Annotated in this window: 14 protein-coding genes and 1 riboswitch; of the genes, 7 read left to right on the top strand and 7 right to left on the bottom strand. The window is 61.5% G+C overall.

Features of this window, described 5'->3' with window-relative positions; genetic code table 11:
• Positions 1–67: 67 nt before the first annotated feature.
• The gene (sodB, locus tag ACN9MW_RS10285) at positions 68–646 is read left to right on the top strand and encodes a superoxide dismutase [Fe] (protein WP_426170471.1); all 579 of its coding nucleotides are present in this window, start codon (positions 68–70) and stop codon (positions 644–646) included.
• 211 nt (positions 647–857) lie between these two features.
• Here sodB and ACN9MW_RS10280 read toward each other — a convergent pair whose 3' ends face one another.
• The gene (locus tag ACN9MW_RS10280) at positions 858–1,883 is read right to left on the bottom strand and encodes a zinc-dependent alcohol dehydrogenase family protein (protein ID WP_426170469.1); all 1,026 of its coding nucleotides are present in this window, start codon (positions 1,881–1,883) and stop codon (positions 858–860) included.
• A 106-nt stretch (positions 1,884–1,989) separates the two neighbouring features.
• On the opposite strand from ACN9MW_RS10280, the gene ACN9MW_RS10275 reads away from it, so the two are divergent.
• The gene (locus ACN9MW_RS10275) at positions 1,990–2,964 is read left to right on the top strand and encodes a LysR family transcriptional regulator (protein WP_426170468.1); all 975 of its coding nucleotides are present in this window, start codon (positions 1,990–1,992) and stop codon (positions 2,962–2,964) included.
• 69 nt (positions 2,965–3,033) lie between these two features.
• Here the strand turns inward: ACN9MW_RS10275 and ACN9MW_RS10270 are convergent, their stop codons facing one another.
• Both ACN9MW_RS10270 and ACN9MW_RS10265 read right to left on the bottom strand, forming a co-directional pair.
• The gene (locus tag ACN9MW_RS10270; protein ID WP_426170467.1) at positions 3,034–5,907 is read right to left on the bottom strand and encodes a TonB-dependent receptor; all 2,874 of its coding nucleotides are present in this window, start codon (positions 5,905–5,907) and stop codon (positions 3,034–3,036) included.
• Positions 5,908–6,100: 193 nt separating this feature from the next.
• Complete coding sequence (locus tag ACN9MW_RS10265) at positions 6,101–6,415, bottom strand: hypothetical protein (protein ID WP_426170465.1); 315 nt, start codon at positions 6,413–6,415, stop codon at positions 6,101–6,103.
• 297 nt (positions 6,416–6,712) lie between these two features.
• Between ACN9MW_RS10265 and ACN9MW_RS10260 the strand changes: the two genes are divergently transcribed.
• Positions 6,713–7,210, top strand: coding sequence for a transcriptional regulator, SarA/Rot family (locus tag ACN9MW_RS10260; RefSeq protein WP_130314940.1), 498 nt, complete (start codon positions 6,713–6,715; stop codon positions 7,208–7,210).
• Positions 7,211–7,240: 30 nt separating this feature from the next.
• Here ACN9MW_RS10260 and ACN9MW_RS10255 read toward each other — a convergent pair whose 3' ends face one another.
• The 3 genes from ACN9MW_RS10255 to ACN9MW_RS10245 form a co-directional block, all read right to left on the bottom strand.
• The gene (locus ACN9MW_RS10255) at positions 7,241–7,552 is read right to left on the bottom strand and encodes a hypothetical protein (RefSeq protein WP_426170463.1); all 312 of its coding nucleotides are present in this window, start codon (positions 7,550–7,552) and stop codon (positions 7,241–7,243) included.
• Between the two features lie 3 nt (positions 7,553–7,555).
• Positions 7,556–8,212, bottom strand: a complete 657-nt coding sequence (locus ACN9MW_RS10250; RefSeq protein ID WP_426170461.1) for a thiol:disulfide interchange protein DsbA/DsbL — start codon at positions 8,210–8,212, stop codon at positions 7,556–7,558.
• 116 nt (positions 8,213–8,328) lie between these two features.
• Positions 8,329–10,272: a TonB-dependent receptor gene (locus ACN9MW_RS10245; RefSeq protein ID WP_426170459.1), complete on the bottom strand. Its 1,944-nt coding sequence runs from the start codon at positions 10,270–10,272 to the stop codon at positions 8,329–8,331.
• 72 nt (positions 10,273–10,344) lie between these two features.
• Positions 10,345–10,540, bottom strand: a riboswitch (cobalamin riboswitch).
• An 84-nt stretch (positions 10,541–10,624) separates the two neighbouring features.
• On the opposite strand from ACN9MW_RS10245, the gene ACN9MW_RS10240 reads away from it, so the two are divergent.
• Genes ACN9MW_RS10240 through ACN9MW_RS10230 form a run of 3 tightly spaced genes read left to right on the top strand, consistent with a single transcriptional unit; the run spans position 10,625 to position 14,479 of the window.
• A complete protein-coding gene (locus tag ACN9MW_RS10240) occupies positions 10,625–12,814 on the top strand; it encodes a M1 family metallopeptidase (protein WP_426170457.1) in 2,190 nt (729 codons plus the stop codon).
• Positions 12,811–13,671, top strand: a complete 861-nt coding sequence (locus ACN9MW_RS10235; protein ID WP_426170456.1) for a hypothetical protein — start codon at positions 12,811–12,813, stop codon at positions 13,669–13,671. Before ACN9MW_RS10240 ends, ACN9MW_RS10235 begins: the two co-directional genes overlap by 4 nt.
• A 19-nt stretch (positions 13,672–13,690) precedes the next feature.
• Positions 13,691–14,479, top strand: a complete 789-nt coding sequence (locus tag ACN9MW_RS10230; protein WP_426170455.1) for a DODA-type extradiol aromatic ring-opening family dioxygenase — start codon at positions 13,691–13,693, stop codon at positions 14,477–14,479.
• A 124-nt stretch (positions 14,480–14,603) separates the two neighbouring features.
• On the opposite strand, the gene ylqF is transcribed toward ACN9MW_RS10230, so the two are convergent.
• On the bottom strand, positions 14,604–15,551 hold the full coding sequence (gene ylqF / locus ACN9MW_RS10225; protein WP_426170453.1) for a ribosome biogenesis GTPase YlqF: 948 nt from the start codon (positions 15,549–15,551) through the stop codon (positions 14,604–14,606).
• Between the two features lie 183 nt (positions 15,552–15,734).
• On the opposite strand from ylqF, the gene ACN9MW_RS10220 reads away from it, so the two are divergent.
• Positions 15,735–18,464, top strand: a complete 2,730-nt coding sequence (locus ACN9MW_RS10220) for a type VI secretion system Vgr family protein (RefSeq protein WP_426170451.1) — start codon at positions 15,735–15,737, stop codon at positions 18,462–18,464.
• The last annotated feature ends 6 nt before the right edge of the window (positions 18,465–18,470 follow it).

Below are 18,470 nucleotides of genomic sequence, written 5' to 3'. Positions count from 1 at the left end.
CGTTCGTATTAGAATAGTGGCCGTTTCGGCAAAAATAACTTTTCGTCTCAATCAAAAGGAAACATTCATGGAACATACCCTGCCACCACTGCCGTATGCGATGGACGCACTGCAGCCGCACATCTCCAAGGAAACCCTGGAATTCCACTACGGTAAGCATCACCAGGCATATGTCACCAACCTGAACAACCTGATCAAGGGCACCGAGTTCGAAAACCTGTCCCTGGAAGAGATCGTGAAGAAGTCTTCCGGCGGCGTGTTCAACAACGCAGCCCAGGTGTGGAACCACACCTTCTACTGGAACTGCATGGCTCCCAACGCCGGCGGCGCACCAGCTGGCGCCCTGGCTGACGCCATCAACGCCAAGTTCGGCTCCTTCGACAACTTCAAGGCAGAATTCACCAAGTCCTGCGTGGGCAACTTTGGTTCTGGCTGGACCTGGCTGGTGAAGAAGGCTGACGGCTCGGTCGAGATCGTCAACACCTCCAACGCCGCCACTCCGCTGACCGGCGCCGACAAGCCGCTGCTGACCTGCGACGTATGGGAACACGCCTACTACGTCGACTACCGCAACGCACGTCCTAAGTACGTTGAAACCTTCTGGAACCTGGTGAACTGGAACTTCGTGGCCCAGAACTTTGCTTGATCGCGGTTGTTCGCCCATCGAAAGCCCGCTACGAGCGGGCTTTTTTTCGACCAAAATCGGGGTCAAATTCGGGGTCAGGTCTGTCATTCGGACAGCTAGCGCTCTCATTTGATATTTCTCAATACGCTAATTCCACGGAATTTGCGTATTGAGATTTGTCAAACAAGCTGTACGCGTGTCCAAATGACAGACCTGACCCCGAATTGAAGGATCAATAGCGCGGCTTGACGCTGATCACGACCTTGCCGAAGTGGTTGCCGGATGCGAGGTGCTGGTAGGCTTCGCGCGCCTCGTGGATGTCGAACACGCGGTCCACCACCGGCTTGATGTTGCGCTGGGAGACCAGCCGCGACAAGTCTTCCTGCATCTTGCGGCTGCCGACGTAAATGCCGCTCATGCTCTTGCCGCCAATGACAATGCCAAGCAGTTGAACGCTGGTTTCGAAGCCGCCCCCCAGGCCGCCAATCACTGCCACCTTGCCGCCCATGCCGGCCGAGGCAATCGAGCGCGCCAGCGTATCCTGGCCACCCACTTCCAGCACCAGGTCGACGCCTTCGCCGTTGGTGGCGCGCAGCACTTCGTCCTGCCATTCAGGCGTCTTGCGGTAGTTGATCAACACGTCGGCGCCCAAGGCGCGTGCCCGTTCCAGCTTGGTGTCGCTGGACGAGGTGACGATCGTGCGCACGCCTGCCGCCTTGGCCAGTTGCAGCGCCCACACCGACACGCCGCCGGTGCCCAGCAACAGCACGGTGTCGCCGGCTTTCACGCCGCCTTCCACGAACAACGCATTCCAGGCTGTGACGCCGGCGCAGGTCAGGGTCGCCGCTTCCTCATAACTCAGGTGCGCCGGCACGGCAACCAGGCCGCCTTCCTTGATCACCAGTTCTTCCGACAGCACGCCATTGCTGCCCGCCCCCAGCGTCACCGCCGTCTTGCCCGGCGTGACCTTGCCTTCTTCCCACTCAGGGAAAAACGCGGTCGCTACGCGGTCGCCGACGCGGAATCGTTCAACGCCCGGGCCTACCTCGACCACTTCACCGGCCGCGTCGGAACCCGGCACCACTGCACCTTCGCCGCTGGTCGGGTAAGTGCCCTGCGCCACCATCAGGTCGCGATAGTTCAGCGAAACCGCGCGCACCTTTACGCGAACCTCGTGGTATTGCAGTTCACGTTTCGGCAGCTTGACGGCTTCCAGGCTGTCGATACCGCCGCCGGGGGTGATTTGGTATGCATGCATTTGGATCTCCTTACAAGTTGTGGTTAAGTGAGAAGAACTATATAGTTTCCACGTTATCCACAGTGGTGGAGTTTCATCGACAGATTGTCGCCCAAAAGGAATCAATATGAATGAACGCCTGAATGGCATCAACGTCTTCGTGCAGGCCGTGGAGGCAGGCAGTTTTTCGGCGGCGGCCACGCGGCTGCACCAGACCCGCTCCGCCGTGGCCAAGGCCATCGCGCGGCTGGAAGAACGGCTGGGCGTGCGCCTGTTCCATCGCACCACGCGCAGCCAGGCCCTGACCGAAGCGGGCCAGTCCTATTACGAGCGCTGCGTGCGCGCTCTTGCCGAACTGGATGCGGGCGAAGCCTGCATCGGTACCGGCCGCAGCGAGCCGACCGGCCGCTTGCGCATCAGCGTGCCGGTGCTGTTCGGCCGGCAGTTCGTGGCGCCGCTGATGATGGACCTGGCCCAGCGCTACCCGCAACTGACCATCGATATCTCGTTCAGCGACCGGGTGGTGGACCTGCTGGATGAAGGCTTCGATCTCGGCCTGCGCGTCGGTCCGCTGCCGAACAGTACCAGCCTGGCTGCGCGCCCCCTGGGCCAGCAGCGCATGCTGATCTGCGCCGCGCCCTCCTATCTGCAGGCGCACGGCGAACCACTGGACATCCAGGAAGTCTGCGAGCGCGATGGCATCCTGTACTCGCGCGGACGCGTGGTGAAAGAATGGACGGTCGCCATGCCGGACGGCCGCACGCACGACTTGCTGCCGCGGCAGCGCATGCTGGTGGATGACTTGCAGGTGATTGCCGACGCGGCAGCGCGCGGCATGGGTCTGGCATGGCTGCCCTGCTGGCTGGTGGCCCCGTACGTGAAACGGGGCGAACTGAAGGTGCTGTTCGATTGCGGAGAAATGGAAGCCTCGCGCATGCACCTGGTGTGGCCCCATACTCCCTACATGCCCGCCAAGCTGCGGGTCGCAATCGACACGCTGCTTGAGGTTACGCCGATCTACCTCGCGAGCGCGGAGGAGAACCCTGCGGTCCCGCTGGCGGCAGATCACCTGCACCAGCGCCGGGACCGGCCGAGTGCATGAAAAAGGGCGTTGCCGGTGTGAACCGAGCAACGCCCTGCGTGGCTAGGGGGTCTTCTTGACCGTCTAGCCTTACATCCTCCAACGCAACGCTGCCGAAACCGAACGTCCGATCTGCACCGTGCCGAAATTGGTCAACTGCGCGTTACCCGCATTGCCGAAGTGGTAGTACTGCTGCTGCATTTCGTTCGTCAAGTTGACGCCACTGATATCGAACGACATGTTGTCGTTGATCTTGTACGAGATCTGCATGTCCACGCTCTTTTCCGGATGACGCCAGATACCAATCGGATTGGCAAACAAGGCGGCTTCGTTGCGGTCCAGGAAGCCGGAGCGCCAGACATAGGACAAGCGCGCGCTGACCGGGCCCTTTTCGTACGCCAGGGTGGCGTTGTAGGAGCTCTTGGACACGCCGAAGAACGGCGTTTCGAGTTGCGAGACGATGACGCCGGCATCATTGGCGTCAGGCACGTTCTGCGACGAGGTCAGTCGCGTATAGCTGCCCTGGACGCCCAGGCCGTCCAGCAGGCTCGGCAGCCCCTTCGGGAAGTAAATGAAGCCGAGCTCGGCGCCCTTGATCGTGCCGTTGGAGGCGTTGACCGGCGAGTTGATGACGTAGTCATAGCCGTTCGTATGGTCGCCGCCCGCGGTCGAGTTGCGGAATGGGTCGTTCGCCGGATCGACGTGAACCTTGTGGCGCAAGTCTACGGTCAAGCCGTCGATCTTGCGTTTGAACAGCGTGCCGTAGAGTGCGCTGTCCTTTTGGAAATACCACTCGGCCGTCAGGTCGAAGTTCTTGGAGTGCGTCGGTTTCAGGTCAGGATTGCCGCCGCTGCCCGAGCCATAACCCACCTTCGAAACATCGTCGTTGAGCTGCAGGATAGGGTTGAGGTCACTGAACTTCGGGCGGCGCAGGGTTTCACCATAGTTGAAGCGCGTCACCACGTCCTTGGATGCGTCATAAATCAGGGTCATGCTAGGCAGGACCTTGCTAGTCGACTTGCTGGCAGTAGACGACGAGACCGCCTTGGTGGTGGGATCAACCTTATAGAAGGTCATGTCGGTATCGACCTTGACGTAGCGCACACCGAAATTGCCGCGCAGGCGACGGCCGAACAATTCGTTCTGGGTATTCCCCATCAGGAAGAGGTTGTTCGTCTTTTCATCGACCTCGAACGTCTTCTGCAGGCTCAGTTTGTCTGTCGTCAGGAAGTTGGCATCGACCGAGTTATAGAGCTTGCGCCAGTCGTCGATGTGGTCGCGGATGTAATAAGCATTCGGCTCCACCCATGAGCGCGGAACGTCCGAAATGTCCGTGCCGAAGTTCGAGTTGGTGGAGGAATACGCCGGGCCCAGCGAGGCGAGCGTGCGGCCCAGGTTGCCCGATTGCGTCCGGTTGGCCTCCGACGCCTTGCGGTCGTCAAAGCGCACGCCGAACTGGATCGTCTCCAGCGCACCCCAGTTGGCATCGTAGACGCCCGACAGGTTGGCCGTCGCGGCGCTGCCCTTGTTGCGGTTGGCGTTATCGTAGAACTGTGCAACATTCCACTTGGCCGGGTCGGTCAGGTCGGCATCGTTGTTGAAGTGGAAGGCCGTATTGTTGCCGCCGTCATTGAAGTTGACGTTGATCGACGGTGCAACGCGATCAATCCGGGTGGCCGTGAATTCCGAGTGATAGGTGCTGGATTGGTACGACAGGTCGCCTTCCAGCCTCAGGCGATCGCCAAGGTCCCACTTGCCGTTCAGGGCATATATGCGAGAATCGGTTGCCGACGTGGTGTAGTCGCCGCTGTTGAAGCCATAGACGTTATTGACTTGACGGCTCTTGATAACGTTGGTTCCCGGGTACGTCGTAATGGTCCCCGCAGGGTTGCTGCCGAGATCCCCCCACCAGTCAACAAAGCTGAACAGCAAGCGGTTGAAGGACTTGTCACGATAACCGTTGTACATCGATTCGAAGGTGTAGACCGAATCGGCGTTCGGTTTCCACTGCAAGGCGATATTGGCGGCCGGACGCTTTCGCTCCCCGTGGGTGTCGCTCTGGAAAACGGCGTCACGCGCGAGGTAGTAAGGATAAGCTTTGCCGTTGAAATCCAGCGTTGAACCCTCGGCCATCGGCAAGCCGGCATGGGTGCCTGGCGTCCAGATCTTATTATCGAAGATGCGCTGCAACGGGATGTAACCTGGGGGAACTTCGCCGGCATTGGGGCTGGTGAACGGCACCATGGCGCCCGGGGTCACGCTTTCATTGCGGTAATTCGTCTTGTTGACCGACAGATTGACCAGGGCGCCGATTTCGCCGACGCCGGTTTGCCAGCGGTTGCTTAACATGCCGCTGAGCTGCGGGTTCGCCTTTTTCGCGGGATCGAGATAGGTTTCACGCACCGACAGCGAAGCTTTTGGCCCCTTGAAATCGAACGGCCGCAGCGACTTGACGTCAACCTGGCCTGCAATGCCGGTGTCCAGCTGGCTGGCGTCGCGCGTCTTGTAGACGTCAATTTGGCGCACCAGGGTCGAAGGAATGTCCTGGAGCGCGACCTGGGTGCCCGACGCGGTAAAGATGTTGCGGCCGTTCCAGGTGGTTTGCACGTCCGGCAGGCCACGGATGGACAAGGTGCCGACTTCGCCGCCGGAACGGTTGGTGACCTGGATCCCTGTCACGCGCTGCAGCGCTTCAACGACATTATTATCGGGCAGCTTGCCGATGTCTTCGGCAACGACCGATTCCAGAACCTGGTCGCTGGTGCGCTTGATCGCCAGGCTCTTGATCATCGATGCCTTGACGCCGGTGACGATCACGGTCGCGTTGTCAGTCGCCTCCTTCTTTTCGGCGACGACGTCAGGATTGGCCTGGGCGGCTTCCTGCGCCCAGACCGATGCGCTGCTCAGCAGGCCAGTGGCCAGCATGCAGGCGACGGTGGTTTTCAAATTTAACTGGTGTTGCATTCGCGGTCTCCCTGAGTTGGTTTTTGTTAAAACCGAATGTAGGGGATCAAGCGGGATGCAATCCAATTAAATCTTTTCCGACTTTAATACCAGTTTTGATATCGAGCAGCGGCGCGGCCCAGAGGAGAAAGCACGTTCGTGCCTCTTCCCGACCGCCCTGCCGGGGTGGGTTGTAGTCTTGTAGCAACAGCCTTTAGCTGCCGCGTTCGACGTCGTCGCGTTCCTGGCGTTTGGCGTCGGGCAGCGATTCGACATGGTCGACATCGATATCGCCGCCATCCGGGGCCGGCGTATCGCGGCCGACGCTGGCGCGTTCGCCGGTGCCCTGGGCATCGGAATCACTGTCGAGTTCAGTGTCGCCGGGCCCTGGCGGGCGCGCGCCTTGCAGGTCGCTGCCGGAATCGGACGAATCGCTGGGGCCAAGGGCCCCGGTGCCATGGCCCTTGCTGACTTCGCGGTCAGGCTGGGCTGGCATATTGTCCGGGTCGAGGGTACTGGTTCCTGACATGGTGTCCTCCTGTTTCCAATAATCTAACGAAAACAGGGGCCAAGCGGCGCAGTGTTGGAAGTTGCCAACACTATGTTACATGGGCAATAAAGCTGAAACATCTTCGGCCGTATCCGGCTCGCACCAAATTTCCCCTTTAAGTATAAGGTTTTCCCAATATGTAACTTTCAAAAAAGACGCAACCCGAGCGTCACCGAAGCTTTCGTTTGGGGTTTGATACAGATCAAAAAGGCATTTACCTTAGGTCAACACTAGTACAATTCAGGCTTGAACAAATTGCACAGGAGTGCCTGCAGAATGAGTAGTTTTGACGCAACCAATAAGCGCCTGAAAAATATTCATACTCGCATCCCGGAATTCCCGGAAGACCTGGTACGCCTGCTGCGCATGACCTATCACGTCCAGAAACGCATGAAGGACCTGGCGAATTCGGTGTTGCGCAAGTATGACCTGGTCGATGCCAGCTACATGGTGCTGGCGGTGCTGTATGGGTCGGAGAATGAAACTTCGACGGCGTCCAACCTGGGCGAAGCCTGCATGGAAAAGCCGGCCAACCTGACCAGGGTCTGCAACGACCTGGAAGCGCAAGGCCTGATCACCCGCGGCAACCGCCCGGGCGACCGCCGCTGCGTGATGATTACCCTCACCGATGCCGGCCGCAACCTGATCGAGCAGGTGATGCCGGAAGTATGGTCGCGCACCACCCGCGCTTACGACGGCTACAACGGCGACGATATCCGCGTGCAGGAACAGCTCTTCAAGCGCCAACTCGCCAACCTCGACGTCACAGCCTGATTAAAAAAATGGGGTACGTCCCCATTTTTTTTATTTCTGGGGCTTGGTGTGCTTCATTGCGTAGACCAGGTGCTGCCACCAGTGCTCGCGTGACTGCACGCTCAGCATGCACTGGCGGTCGATCTCTTCCTTGAAGACGCGGTCGCGGCATTGCATATTGGCCAGCGCATTGCGCTGGTTTTCGGCATTCACCACGGCCACCACGAGCCAGAACACCAGCCCGGACAACAGGACCACCAGCGTCCAGGCAAAATGGTTGACCCAGGTGCGCTGCACCAGGCCGGCCTCATCAGGGGCCGACTCCCGGAACGCACGCATCACGCCTTCTTCACGTTGATCCATGTCTTACTTCTTGGTCGCTGCAGCCTTGGCTACCAGGTAGTCCGCAACTGCCAGGGCGGCTGCCTGGGACTGGTCTTCCGGCTGGCCTGGACGACCGGCCATTGATGGGGAAGTCACGTAACGGCCATCGATCACCAGGGTTGGCGCACTGTCCACCTTGTACTGGGCGATGATGGTCTCCATGCGCTTCATTTTAGACTCGACGCTGAAGGATTTGTAGACGCTTTCGTACTTGGCCTTGTCGACGCCGGCGCTTACCACCACGGCGGTCACGTCGTCCTCGCGCATCAGGCGCTTGTGCTCTTTGTGGATGGCGTCAAACAGCTTCTGGCTGGCTGGTTCCAGCGTGCCCATGGTTTCCAGGGTGACGTAGGCGCGTGCCAGCACGTCTTTTTCACCGCGGGCAAAGTGGATGCGGCGGAAGTGGATCTTGTCGGCGTTCTGCTTGACCCAGGCCGACATGCGCGGTTCGAGCGCATTGCAGTGCGGGCAAGTGAACATGAAGAACTCGACCACCTCGACCTTTTTACCCTGGGCTTCGGTGCGCACCGGGGTGTCGAGAACCGTATAGTCAACGCCTTGTTTCGGCTCGGCGGCATAGGCGCCGGCAGCGGTGAACATCAGGGCGGCAGAAGCAAGCAGCAGTCGCAGCAAACGCATGGTCATCCTTACAGGTAAATGGTAAACGCCGCGAGATTACCATTTTTTGCGCGCCGTGATCAGCCCCGTGGGCCAAAAAGGCGCCAACGGGGCATTTTTAAGCCTGTTTTAAGCGCTTAAAAGTCGTAGCGTGCCGATACTTTCAGTTGACGGCCACTGTTCGGGTAGATGCCTGCGCGGCAGCTGAAGGCTTGGCTGAAATGCTCCTTGTCGAACATGTTCAGCGCGGTCACAGCCAGTTCCCATTGGCCGAACTTGCGCGCGTAGCGGCCATCGACCACGGTGTACGCCGGCATGCGGGCGTCGCAGCTGTTGTCGAAATCGCTGCCGTAGCGCTGTTTGCCGACGCGCTGCACGCCGATGTCGGCGCTCTGGCCGTCGGACGGCAGCCAGGCCAGGCGCACGGTCAGGATGTTCTTCGGCACCAGCGCCAGTTCGCGGCCGGCGTTCGGACCGGAGCGGAACTCGGCATCCACCTGCTGGAAGTGGCCCTGCACCTGCCATTCCGGCGCGAAGCGGTAGCTGCCATCGAGCTCGAAGCCCTTGCGCTGGGTTGGCGCCAGGTTGGTGTTGGCGCCGAACATGCCTGCGGTCGGGTCGTAATAGATCTCGTTGTCCAGGTTGTGGCGGAAAATGCGCGCGTCAAGCTTGGCGGCGCCCTGCGCATAACCAAGGCCGATTTCAGCATCGTGCGAAGTCTGGGTTTCCAGCGGCTTGTTGGCCTGCGGAGTGAAGCCGTTCTCGTCGGAGTTGGCGACGCGGTAGCTCTGGCCAATCTTGGCCCACGCTGTCAGGCCCGGCGCGGCAAGCATGCTGCCCTGCACTTCCCAGGCGTTGTTGGCTTGCTTCACGCTGTAGGTGGCGGTGGTGAATGGCACTGGATCGATCGAATCCTTGTCGAACAGTTCGCGGCGCACGCCGGCGGCCAGGCGGAATTGCTGCGGGCCGGAGAACTTCATTTCGTCGCGCAGGTAGAAAGCCTTGCTGCGCTGGCTGGCGTCGGCGGCGGAGAAGGACGCGGTGGTGACGCGGTTCCAGCGGCCGAAGTCAAAGCCGGCGACCAGTTCATTCAGCATGCCGTCGAACTGGCCAAGGTGGCGCACGCGCGGCGAGAACTGGGTCTGCTTCGTGTCGTAGGCGGAGCTGGAAACGCCCCATGGACTGAAATAAGTGGCTTCCGCTTCCTTCTTGCGATGCGACAGCTCCGCAGCCAGGTCGAAGGCGCCTACCATGTGCTCCCAGGCGGCGGTATATCGGTCGCTATCGAGCTTGCCGAAATCGTTCGGGGTCAGGGTCTGGCGCGGATTGGCGTTGAATTGCGCTTCCGTCAGGCTGCCGGCGAAGCGCTGGTCCTGTCGCGCGATGTCGGCACGCAGCGAGAAGCTGCCCACGCCGGTGCTGAATTTCACGCCGCCGTCAAGGCGCGACTGCTTGAATTCATTGTTGTCGCGGTAGTTGTCGGAGCGCTGGTGGCCGGCCGACGCGTCGAAGGCAAAGCCGTCGAAGCCCTGTGCCACGCTGGCGCGCACCTCGCCGCTGTCAAACTGGCCCAGCTCAGTGAACATATTGCCGCTGCGCTCGCCGGCTTGCGGGCGCTTGGTGGTGATCTGGATCACGCCGCCGGTGGCGCCTTCGCCATACAGCACGCTGGCGCCGCCGCGCATGATGTCGATGCGCTCCACCATGTCGATCGGAATGGTGGACAGGGTTGCGCTGGACAGCTCGTTTTCGTTCAGGCGCACGCCATCCAGCACAATCACCACGTTCTGGTCGCTGTTGGTGCCGAAGCCGCGCAGGTCGAGGCCGAAGTCGGGGCTGCCGGTCAGGCTCTGGCGGCCGTACACGCCGCCGATCTTGCGGATCGCCTGGTTGACGTCGGACACGCCGGCGCGGCGGATGTCGGCCGCGGTGATGGTGGTGGCGCCGATCGGCAGCAGCGACGGATCGCTGGCGAAGCGGGAACCGGAAACGACAACGGTGTTCGATTGGGCTTGGGCCGCTGCGGCAAAGCACAGGGCAACCGCTGCGGCAACGGCGCAGCGCGAAGTGATGAAGGTCATGGCAAATCAGTAGAAAGAGTATCCGCCTGCGTCCCCGCAGCCGGAATCCACAGAAGACGAACCCTGCGCGGGCGCGCTTCCACCTCCCTGGCCGGTATCCGGGCTGGCAAGACTGACCGGGCCACCTTCCTGCAGCAGCAGTGGCTAATTGGCGCGGCCTGCCGTCTCAATGACGGCGCTTGCGTACCGTTGCGGGGGCAGCACATTGCGTTTCCCGTTTAACTGCCTCCATGAACAGGAGGCGGGCACCAAGGCGCCGCCATTATACGCCGGTTAAAGTTGGCATAAAAGTTTGGCAATCGGCCGCCACCCGGGCTATATTTTGGTGTTGCAAAAAACCTAATGGAGTCTTATGCGCATCACTCACCTTTTGGCCGCGGCCGCCCTGTTGGGCGGGGTCGCGGTCCAGGCCAGCCTGTGGGCCGGTGGCGCGACGTCCGCCACCGTGCCGGAAGCCGGTAGCGGCATCGCACTGGCGCCAGCCAAGGCGGCCGCCGTCATGCAGCCCAGCGCTCCCGGCGCCTGGGGCGGCATCCGCACCGGCCAGGAGGCCACGTTGTCCGACCGCGTGGTGGACTACCAGATCGAAGCCAGCCTGGACCCGGTCAAGCACACCATCGACGGCAAGCAGCGCCTGACCTGGCGCAACCGCAGCGCCGAACCGGTGCGCAGCGTCTACCTGCACCTGTACCTGAATGCCTTCCAGAACGGCTACAGCACCTTCCACACCGAGGAGCGCAAAACCGGCAGCGGCATTCGCAACAGCGCCCTGAGCAAAGATGGAGAATGGGGCTACACGGAATTGCGCAGCGTGCAGCAAGGCGGCGCCAAGGTGCCGTGGACTTTCGTGCATCCCGACGGCGGCCCGGCGGCCGACCAGACCGTGGTGCGCCTTGACCTGCCGCAGGCTGTCGCAGCGGGCGCCAGCACCACGCTCGATATCGCCTTTTTCGACCAGCTTCCGCGCGTGATGGCGCGCAGCGGCTACTTCGACAGCTTCCACCTGGTGGCGCAATGGTTCCCCAAGATCGCCGTGCTGGAACTGCCGGGCGAACGGGGCGCCACCGCGGTGCGCTGGAACGCGCATGAATACCACGCGGAATCCGAGTATTACGCGGACTTTGGCAGCTATGACGTCAAGCTCACCGTCCCCAGGGAATATACCGTGGGAGCCACCGGCGAACTGCAGGGCGCCCCGCAGGAAAAGGACGGCAAGCTGACCCACCATTTCGTGCAGGGCGACGTGCACGATTTCGCGTGGACCGCCGACAAGCGCACTGCGGCACCGCTGACCGGCACCTGGACCGGGCCCGGCAGCCCGCAAGTGAAGATCACCGTGCTTTATCCGCCGGAATTCGCATCCAACGCGGCGCCTGCCTTGCAGGCCACCAAGGATTCGCTGGACTACTTCTCGAAGACCCTCGGCCCCTATCCGTACAAAACCGTGACTGTGGTCATTCCTCCGCATAACGCCAGCGAAGCGGGCGGCATGGAGTACCCCACCTTCTTCACTGTCGACAACTTTGCCGGCCTGAAGCCGGGCACGTTCGCATCGGCGGCGCTGGATTTCGTCACCATTCACGAATTCGGCCATGGCTACTTCTACGGCATCCTCGCCAGCAACGAGTTCGAAGAGCCGATGCTGGACGAAGGCCTGAACGAGTACTGGAACCAGCGCATGCTGCGCGATACGGGCCGCAAGGCCTACCTCACGACGCCGTTCCTGCGCGCGATCGGATTTGCGCCCACCATCAAGGGCTTCGAGTTCGAACGCCAGGGCACGCCGCGTGACGAGCCCTCCGATCCGCTGGGCCAGAATGCCTATACCCGCCTGCAAGGCATTGGCCCGGTGTATTCGCGCACCACCCTGGTCATGCACGACCTGGAAGCGCAGCTGGGCAAGGAAACCATGGAGCGCGCCTTCAAGGAGTATTACCGCCGCTGGAAATTCCGCCACCCAAGCGTGGCTGATTTCCGTGAGACGCTGGCAGAAGTCAGCGGCCAGCGCCAGCTGGTGGAAACCGTCTTCGCGCAGCAGGTCTACGCCACCACTCGCGTGGATGACCGCATTTCCTCCTTCAGCAGCGAAGAGGTGCTGCCACTGCCGGGCCGGCAAATGAAGGGCGGCAAGCTTGCCGACTTGAGCGAAGAGCAGGTCGACCAGCACGTCGAACAACTGCGCGATGCATGGGAAAAGGCCAACCCGGAAGCCAAGCCGGGCACTGGCCCGTTCCCCTACCTGACACGGGTCACCGTGCGCCGGCGCGGCGCCGATGTCTCGCAAACACTGGTGGTCACCTTCGCCGATGGCAGCAAGGAGACCGTGTTCTGGGGCGGCGAACAGCGCTGGCATACCTACGAGTGGACCAAGCCCGTGAAAGCGGTATCCGCCCAGCTCGACCCTGAGGGCAAACACCTGCTCGACGTCAGCAAGCTCGATGACAGCCGCACCCTGAAGAAGGACGGCAGCGCGTCGCGCCGCTGGACCGTCGACCTGGCCGCCATCATCCAGACCCTGCTCTCTTTCATCGCCACTGTATGAAGCTGACAACCAACCTCAAACACGCCGGCCGCGCCGCCCTGCAATGGCGCCTGATGCTGATCTGGCTGATCGCCATGCTGCTGCCGACAGCCCTGCTGGCCCTGCCCATCTGGAATAGCCTGGCGCCGCTGCTGGACAACTCGGTGCGCGCCCCCGAACTGGCGCGCGCGCTCGACGGCCTCGCTTTCACCGACATATCCGCCGAACTGCGGCGCAACGCCGTTTCGCTGCAAGCCGGCGGCATCGCTGCCTTGGTCCTGACCCTGCTTCTGTCGCCGTTCCTGACCGGCGCCATCGTCACTGCCGGCCGTGCGCAGCAAACCGCCACCTTGCGCGAACTGTGCGCAGGCGGGGTCGCCGAATACCCGCGCATGTTCCGCATGCTGCTGTGGGCGATCGTGCCGCTGGGCGTGGTGTTTGCACTGGGCGGTGCGCTGGCGGAAGCTGCCGAGAACTATGCCGGCAAGGCGGTACTGGAAGCCGATGCGGCACGCTGGCAGCTGGCAGCCACGGTCGTCACAGCCCTGCTGGTGGCGCTGGCCAACCTGACGCTCGATGCCGGGCGCGCCCAATTGGCGATCGACCGCCGCCGCACGTCTGCCGTCAAGGCCTGGTGGTGGGGCGTCAAGCTTCTCTTGCGCCGGCCCGCGGCCATGCTGGGCGCCTACACGGCGCTGACTGCGGGCGGCCTGCTGCTGGCGGCCGTGCTGGCAGTGGCACGGCTGAATGTGGCCGGCAGCAATGCCGCGCTATTGGTAGCTGCGTTCGTGCTGGCACAGCTGATCGCCCTGGCGATGGCGTGGATGCGCGCCGCCCGCCTGTTTGCGCTGATGTCGCTGTCTGCAACGAATCGCTGACCAGAGTATATTGGTGGGCATGACTACCTTGCCCACCTTCTTCCTGTCCCACGGCGGCGGCCCATGGCCCTGGATGCGTGACCAGTTCGGCAACGCTTACGACCAACTCGATGCATCGCTGCGCGACTTGCCGCGCCAGGCCGGCGGCAAGCCGAAGGCCTTGCTGGTCGTCACCGCCCATTGGGAGGGACGCGACTTCCTCGTTTCATCGTCGGCCAGGCCGCCGATGATCTACGACTACGGCGGCTTTCCGCCGCATACCTACCAGATCCAGTACCCCGCCCCCGGCTCGCCGGAACTGGCCGAACGCGTGGCAGAACTGCTTGCCGGGCGGGCGCGCCTCGATCCGGAGCGCGGTTTCGACCATGGCACGTTCAGCGCCATGTATCCCGCTTTTCCTGAAGCCGATGTGCCGATCGTGCAGCTTTCGCTGCGCCACGGCCTGGACCCGGCGGAGCACCTGGAGATTGGCCGCTTGCTGCGTCCTTTGCGCGACGAGGGTATTTTGGTCGTCGGCAGCGGCCTGAGTTTCCACAACCTGCGCGCGTTCAACGCCGCTGGCGCAGAGGCTTCACGCCTGTTCGATGCGTGGCTGCGCGAGACCATGGCGGCAGCACCGGGTGAACGCACGGCGCGCTTGCTGGAATGGGAACGGGCGCCTGCCGCGCGCATGGCGCATCCGCGCGAAGAGCATTTGCTGCCTTTGATGGTGGTGGTGGGTGCGGCCGAGGATGCAGCCGCCGAAGTGGTGTATCACGAAGACCGCTTTATGGGGGCGCTGGCGGTGTCCAGCTTTAAGCTTGGCTAAAACCGGTAAACCCGGGTCAGACCCACAGGGTCAGACCCGCCTGCTCACCTGCAAACTCGATAGTCTCCAGCGGCAGCTGATTTGACCGGGTCAGACCCTTGGGTCTGACCCGGGTTTACCGGTTTCAGGTCCCGCGCTTGCCCTTCATGCGCTCGGCTTCCTTCTCGGCGGCCTTGCGCTCCGCCTCTTCCGCCTTAATGCGCTCGGCCTCCGCGTGGACTGCCAGCGCTTCGGCGCGGGTCACAGGAGTTTCCAGCGAAATGCGACCCAGTGCGCCGCTGCGGTAATCCTGCAGCAGCATATGCGACGCCTTCTCGAAATCCCAGTCGCCGCCCTTCAAGCGGTAGCTGCGCAATTGCGCCACGCGTTCGATCAGCGCCACGCCATCCATCGCCGACACGTCGGCCTTGTAGCGCGCCTTGAGCAATTCCGGATAGCGCTTCAACAGTTCTTCCGCCAGCCAAACCGCCACTTCTTCCTCGATCAGCGCGTTGGCGCCGATCGCGTGCGAGGCCGCCAGCGCCATGCCGTCGGACGGCATCTCGATCTTCGGCCACAGCAGGCCCGGCGTATCGATCAGCACCGTTTCCATATCCAGGTAGATCTTCTGCTGCTGCTTGGTGACGGCCGGCTCGTCGCCCACCTTCGCCACGCGGCGCTTGAGCAGCGCGTTCATCAGGGTCGACTTGCCGACGTTGGGAATTCCCATGATCATCATGCGCAATGGCTTGGTCGGCTCATTGCGGTGCGGCGCCAGCTTGCGCGCCTTGGCGATCACCTTGGCTACGTCGGACGGCTTCTTGGTCGTCATCGCGTAGGCAGTGACGGTCTTGTCCTGCTCGAAATGGCGAATCCAGGCCGCGGTGGCATCGGGATCGGCCAGGTCGATCTTGTTCAGGATCTTCAGGCAAGGGCGCGAGCGGAATTTGCGCAGCTCTTCCACAAGAGGATTGCAGCTGGCCGCAGGCAGGCGCGCGTCAACCACTTCGATGACGACGTCGACGTCGGCCATCTGTTCCGCCGCCTTTTTCTTGGCGGCGTTCATATGCCCGGGGAACCATTGGATAGACATGCTCTTGCCCTAAAAATCGAATAAACAATCCGCTATTTTACATGGCGCCACAGCCTTTTACCCACATACACTTGGGCTCACACGATTGCCCGCTGCCCATCCCGAAGATTTTTGATAATGTGGTAAAGTTTGTAACTATTGTCAATTTGCAACACCAATCCTTCGTGGTTGGGCCGAAAATGCATGAGTAAGTTCATCCAGAGTTTCAGGGAACTCATTAGTACCCCTCAACACAACCGTATTTTGCGCCTGGCTTTCCCGCATAAAGACGGCCCTGCCGCGCAACTGCTGGTAAACCGCCTCGACGCGGACGAGGGCCTGTCGCGGGACTTCGAATTTACTGTCGAACTCCTCTCAGGCAGCGCCACCCTGGAACTCAAACAACTTCAAGGAAAGCTCCTTTGCATCGAATTGGTCAGGGGCGATGGCACTCTGCGCTATTTCACAGGTTACTGCTTTGCATTCCGCCTGAAGCGGACCGACGGAGCGGTGGCATTTTACGAGGCTCAGCTCGGTCCCTGGCTGAAATACCTGAGCCTGCGTAAGAATAGTTACCTCTTCCACAACAAGAACCTGCACGGCCAGACAGAAACCATCCTGGGCAGCTACGGTGCCCTCCCCGACTGGGACTGGCGCGTCGCCGGAATGGATCCGCAAATGACAGACGCCTGCCAGTTTGCCGAAAGCGACCACAATTACCTCAGCCGCCGATGGGAGGCTGCTGGCCTGCTTTACTGGTATGAGCACAGCAGCACCGGGCATAAGCTGATCCTGACGGACGACTCCACGGCTGCCGCCCCCATCGACGGCAGCGGCAGTGCCCCCTTCCAGCGCCACGGCGGCGCCACCGAAGAAGACGGCATAGGCGAATGGTCGCCCACACGCCAGGTTATGCCGGGCAGCGTCCGCTTGTCCCAGTACGATTTCAAGAACCCTTTGCAAAGCCCGCAAATGCAAAGCACTGCTCCCACCTTGAACAAGCAAGGCTCGGTGCTGGATATCGAATCTTACGAATACACCGGCGCTTACGGGTTCAAAGACCAGGACGGCGATGGTCTGGCAACCTTGCGCATGCAAGAGATGGAAGCGCTTGGCAAGCACTTTGACGGTGCTGGTAACAACCGCTTCATGATGCCTGGTCGCGCCTTCCATTTGACCGGCCATTTCGATGACACTGCGGATTTCGGCAACGCCACCTCGAACCAGAACGAGTTCCTGGTTCTTCAGGTTCGCCACATAGCCACCAATAATTACTTGCAAGAGCCTGAGTACGCCGTCGAGTATGCAAATAGCCTGAGCTGCATCCGCAAGATGATTCCATGGCGGCCAGGACGCAGCTTCAACAGCATCGACACCAAAATCTTTGCGCCACAGACAGCGACGGTGGTCGGGCCAAACGGAAACGACAGCATCCACGTCGACGAATTTGGACGGGTCCGCGTGCAATTCCATTGGGACCGGATTGGCCAGCACGACGACCGCAGCTCGGCCTGGATCAGGGTCGTCAATCCATGGGCAGGCAGCCAACTGGGCAGCCCCGCAACGCCAAGGGTCGGCAGCGAAGTCGTCGTGCAGTGGCTGGATGGTTCACCTGACCGCCCCATCATCATGGGAGCCGTCAGCAACCAGGACAATATGCCGGCGTGGAAGCTGCCCGAACAACAAGCGCTGACCGGCATGCGCAGCCGCGAGCTGGCACCGGGCGGCGGCAATCAGGCCGGCGGACGCAGCAACCATCTGATCCTCGATGACACCAACCAGAACATCCAAGCCCAGCTCAAGAGCGATCACCAGCACAGCCAACTCAGCCTCGGCAAGATCACCCGCATCGAAGACAATGCCGGACGCAAAGATACGCGTGGCGAAGGGTTTGAACTCGCCACCGGTGCTTGGGGCGTGATCCGGGCCGGTCTCGGCATGTTGGTTTCGACCGAAGCGCGCGAGCGCGCGCGCGGCACTGTGAAGGACATGGGTGAATCCGCCCGGCGACTGGACGTGGCGAGCGAAAACCATGCCGCGCTGGCTGACCTGGCGCAGCAGGCTGGTGCCCAGGAAGCACAGCAACAAGCCATCGTGGCGGCTGGCATCCAGCAGCAAAACGACGCCATCCGGGGTGGCAGTGGCCCCTTCCCGGAACTGAGCAAGCCCTTGCTGGTGCTGGCCAGCCCCGCTGGCATCGCAACAACAACCGCCCAGTCCACGCACATCGCCAGCGACCAGGATACCGCCTTGACGACCGGCAAAAACTTGTCGCTCGCCAGCGGCGGCAGCCTGTTCGCCAGCGTCAAACAGACTTTCCGCCTCTTCGTCGAGAACTTGGGCATGAAACTGCTAGCCTACAGCGGCGATATCGACATTCAGGCACTGAAGCACAACATCCACATGCTCGCCAAACTCGATATCAGCATGACTGCCAATCGCATCACCATCAGTGCCAAGGAAGAACTGAAAATCATCGGCGGGGGTAGCTACAGCATCTATAAAGCCGGTGGCATTGAGCATGGTACCAATGGGGACTTCGTCGCCCACGCCGCAAAACATAGCCTCGTGGGGCCGCAAAACGCGACACCGCCAACCTTGGTTGACAAGGACCTCAAGCCCACACCAGAGCAATTGCACTACACCATTCGATCGCGCGCCGGCGGGCGGCCTTTCGCCAACGTCCCCTACGAGCTGTACAAGGGCGACGCCAAGGTCGAGGATGGCCTCAGCGACGAGTTCGGCCGCATCGTCATCGATCACGAGCCAGGAACGCCGCAATATAAAGTCAAACTGCCGACCGGCGAAGAGTTCGTGGTGGCCGTCAGAGAGCAATTGGCCCAGGCGGGCGACGCCGCCCATGCGGAACAAACGCTTTCCAATCGCGGTTCACGCGCCCTCGACGGCGAAGCGCAAAGCCGCACCTATGTTTAAACCGGC

Source organism: Pseudoduganella sp. R-34 (genome assembly GCF_049904655.1).
GTDB lineage: Bacteria > Pseudomonadota > Gammaproteobacteria > Burkholderiales > Burkholderiaceae_D > Rugamonas.
Note: the sequence above shows the minus strand (reverse complement) of the source record. Positions and strands in the feature narration are given on the sequence as shown.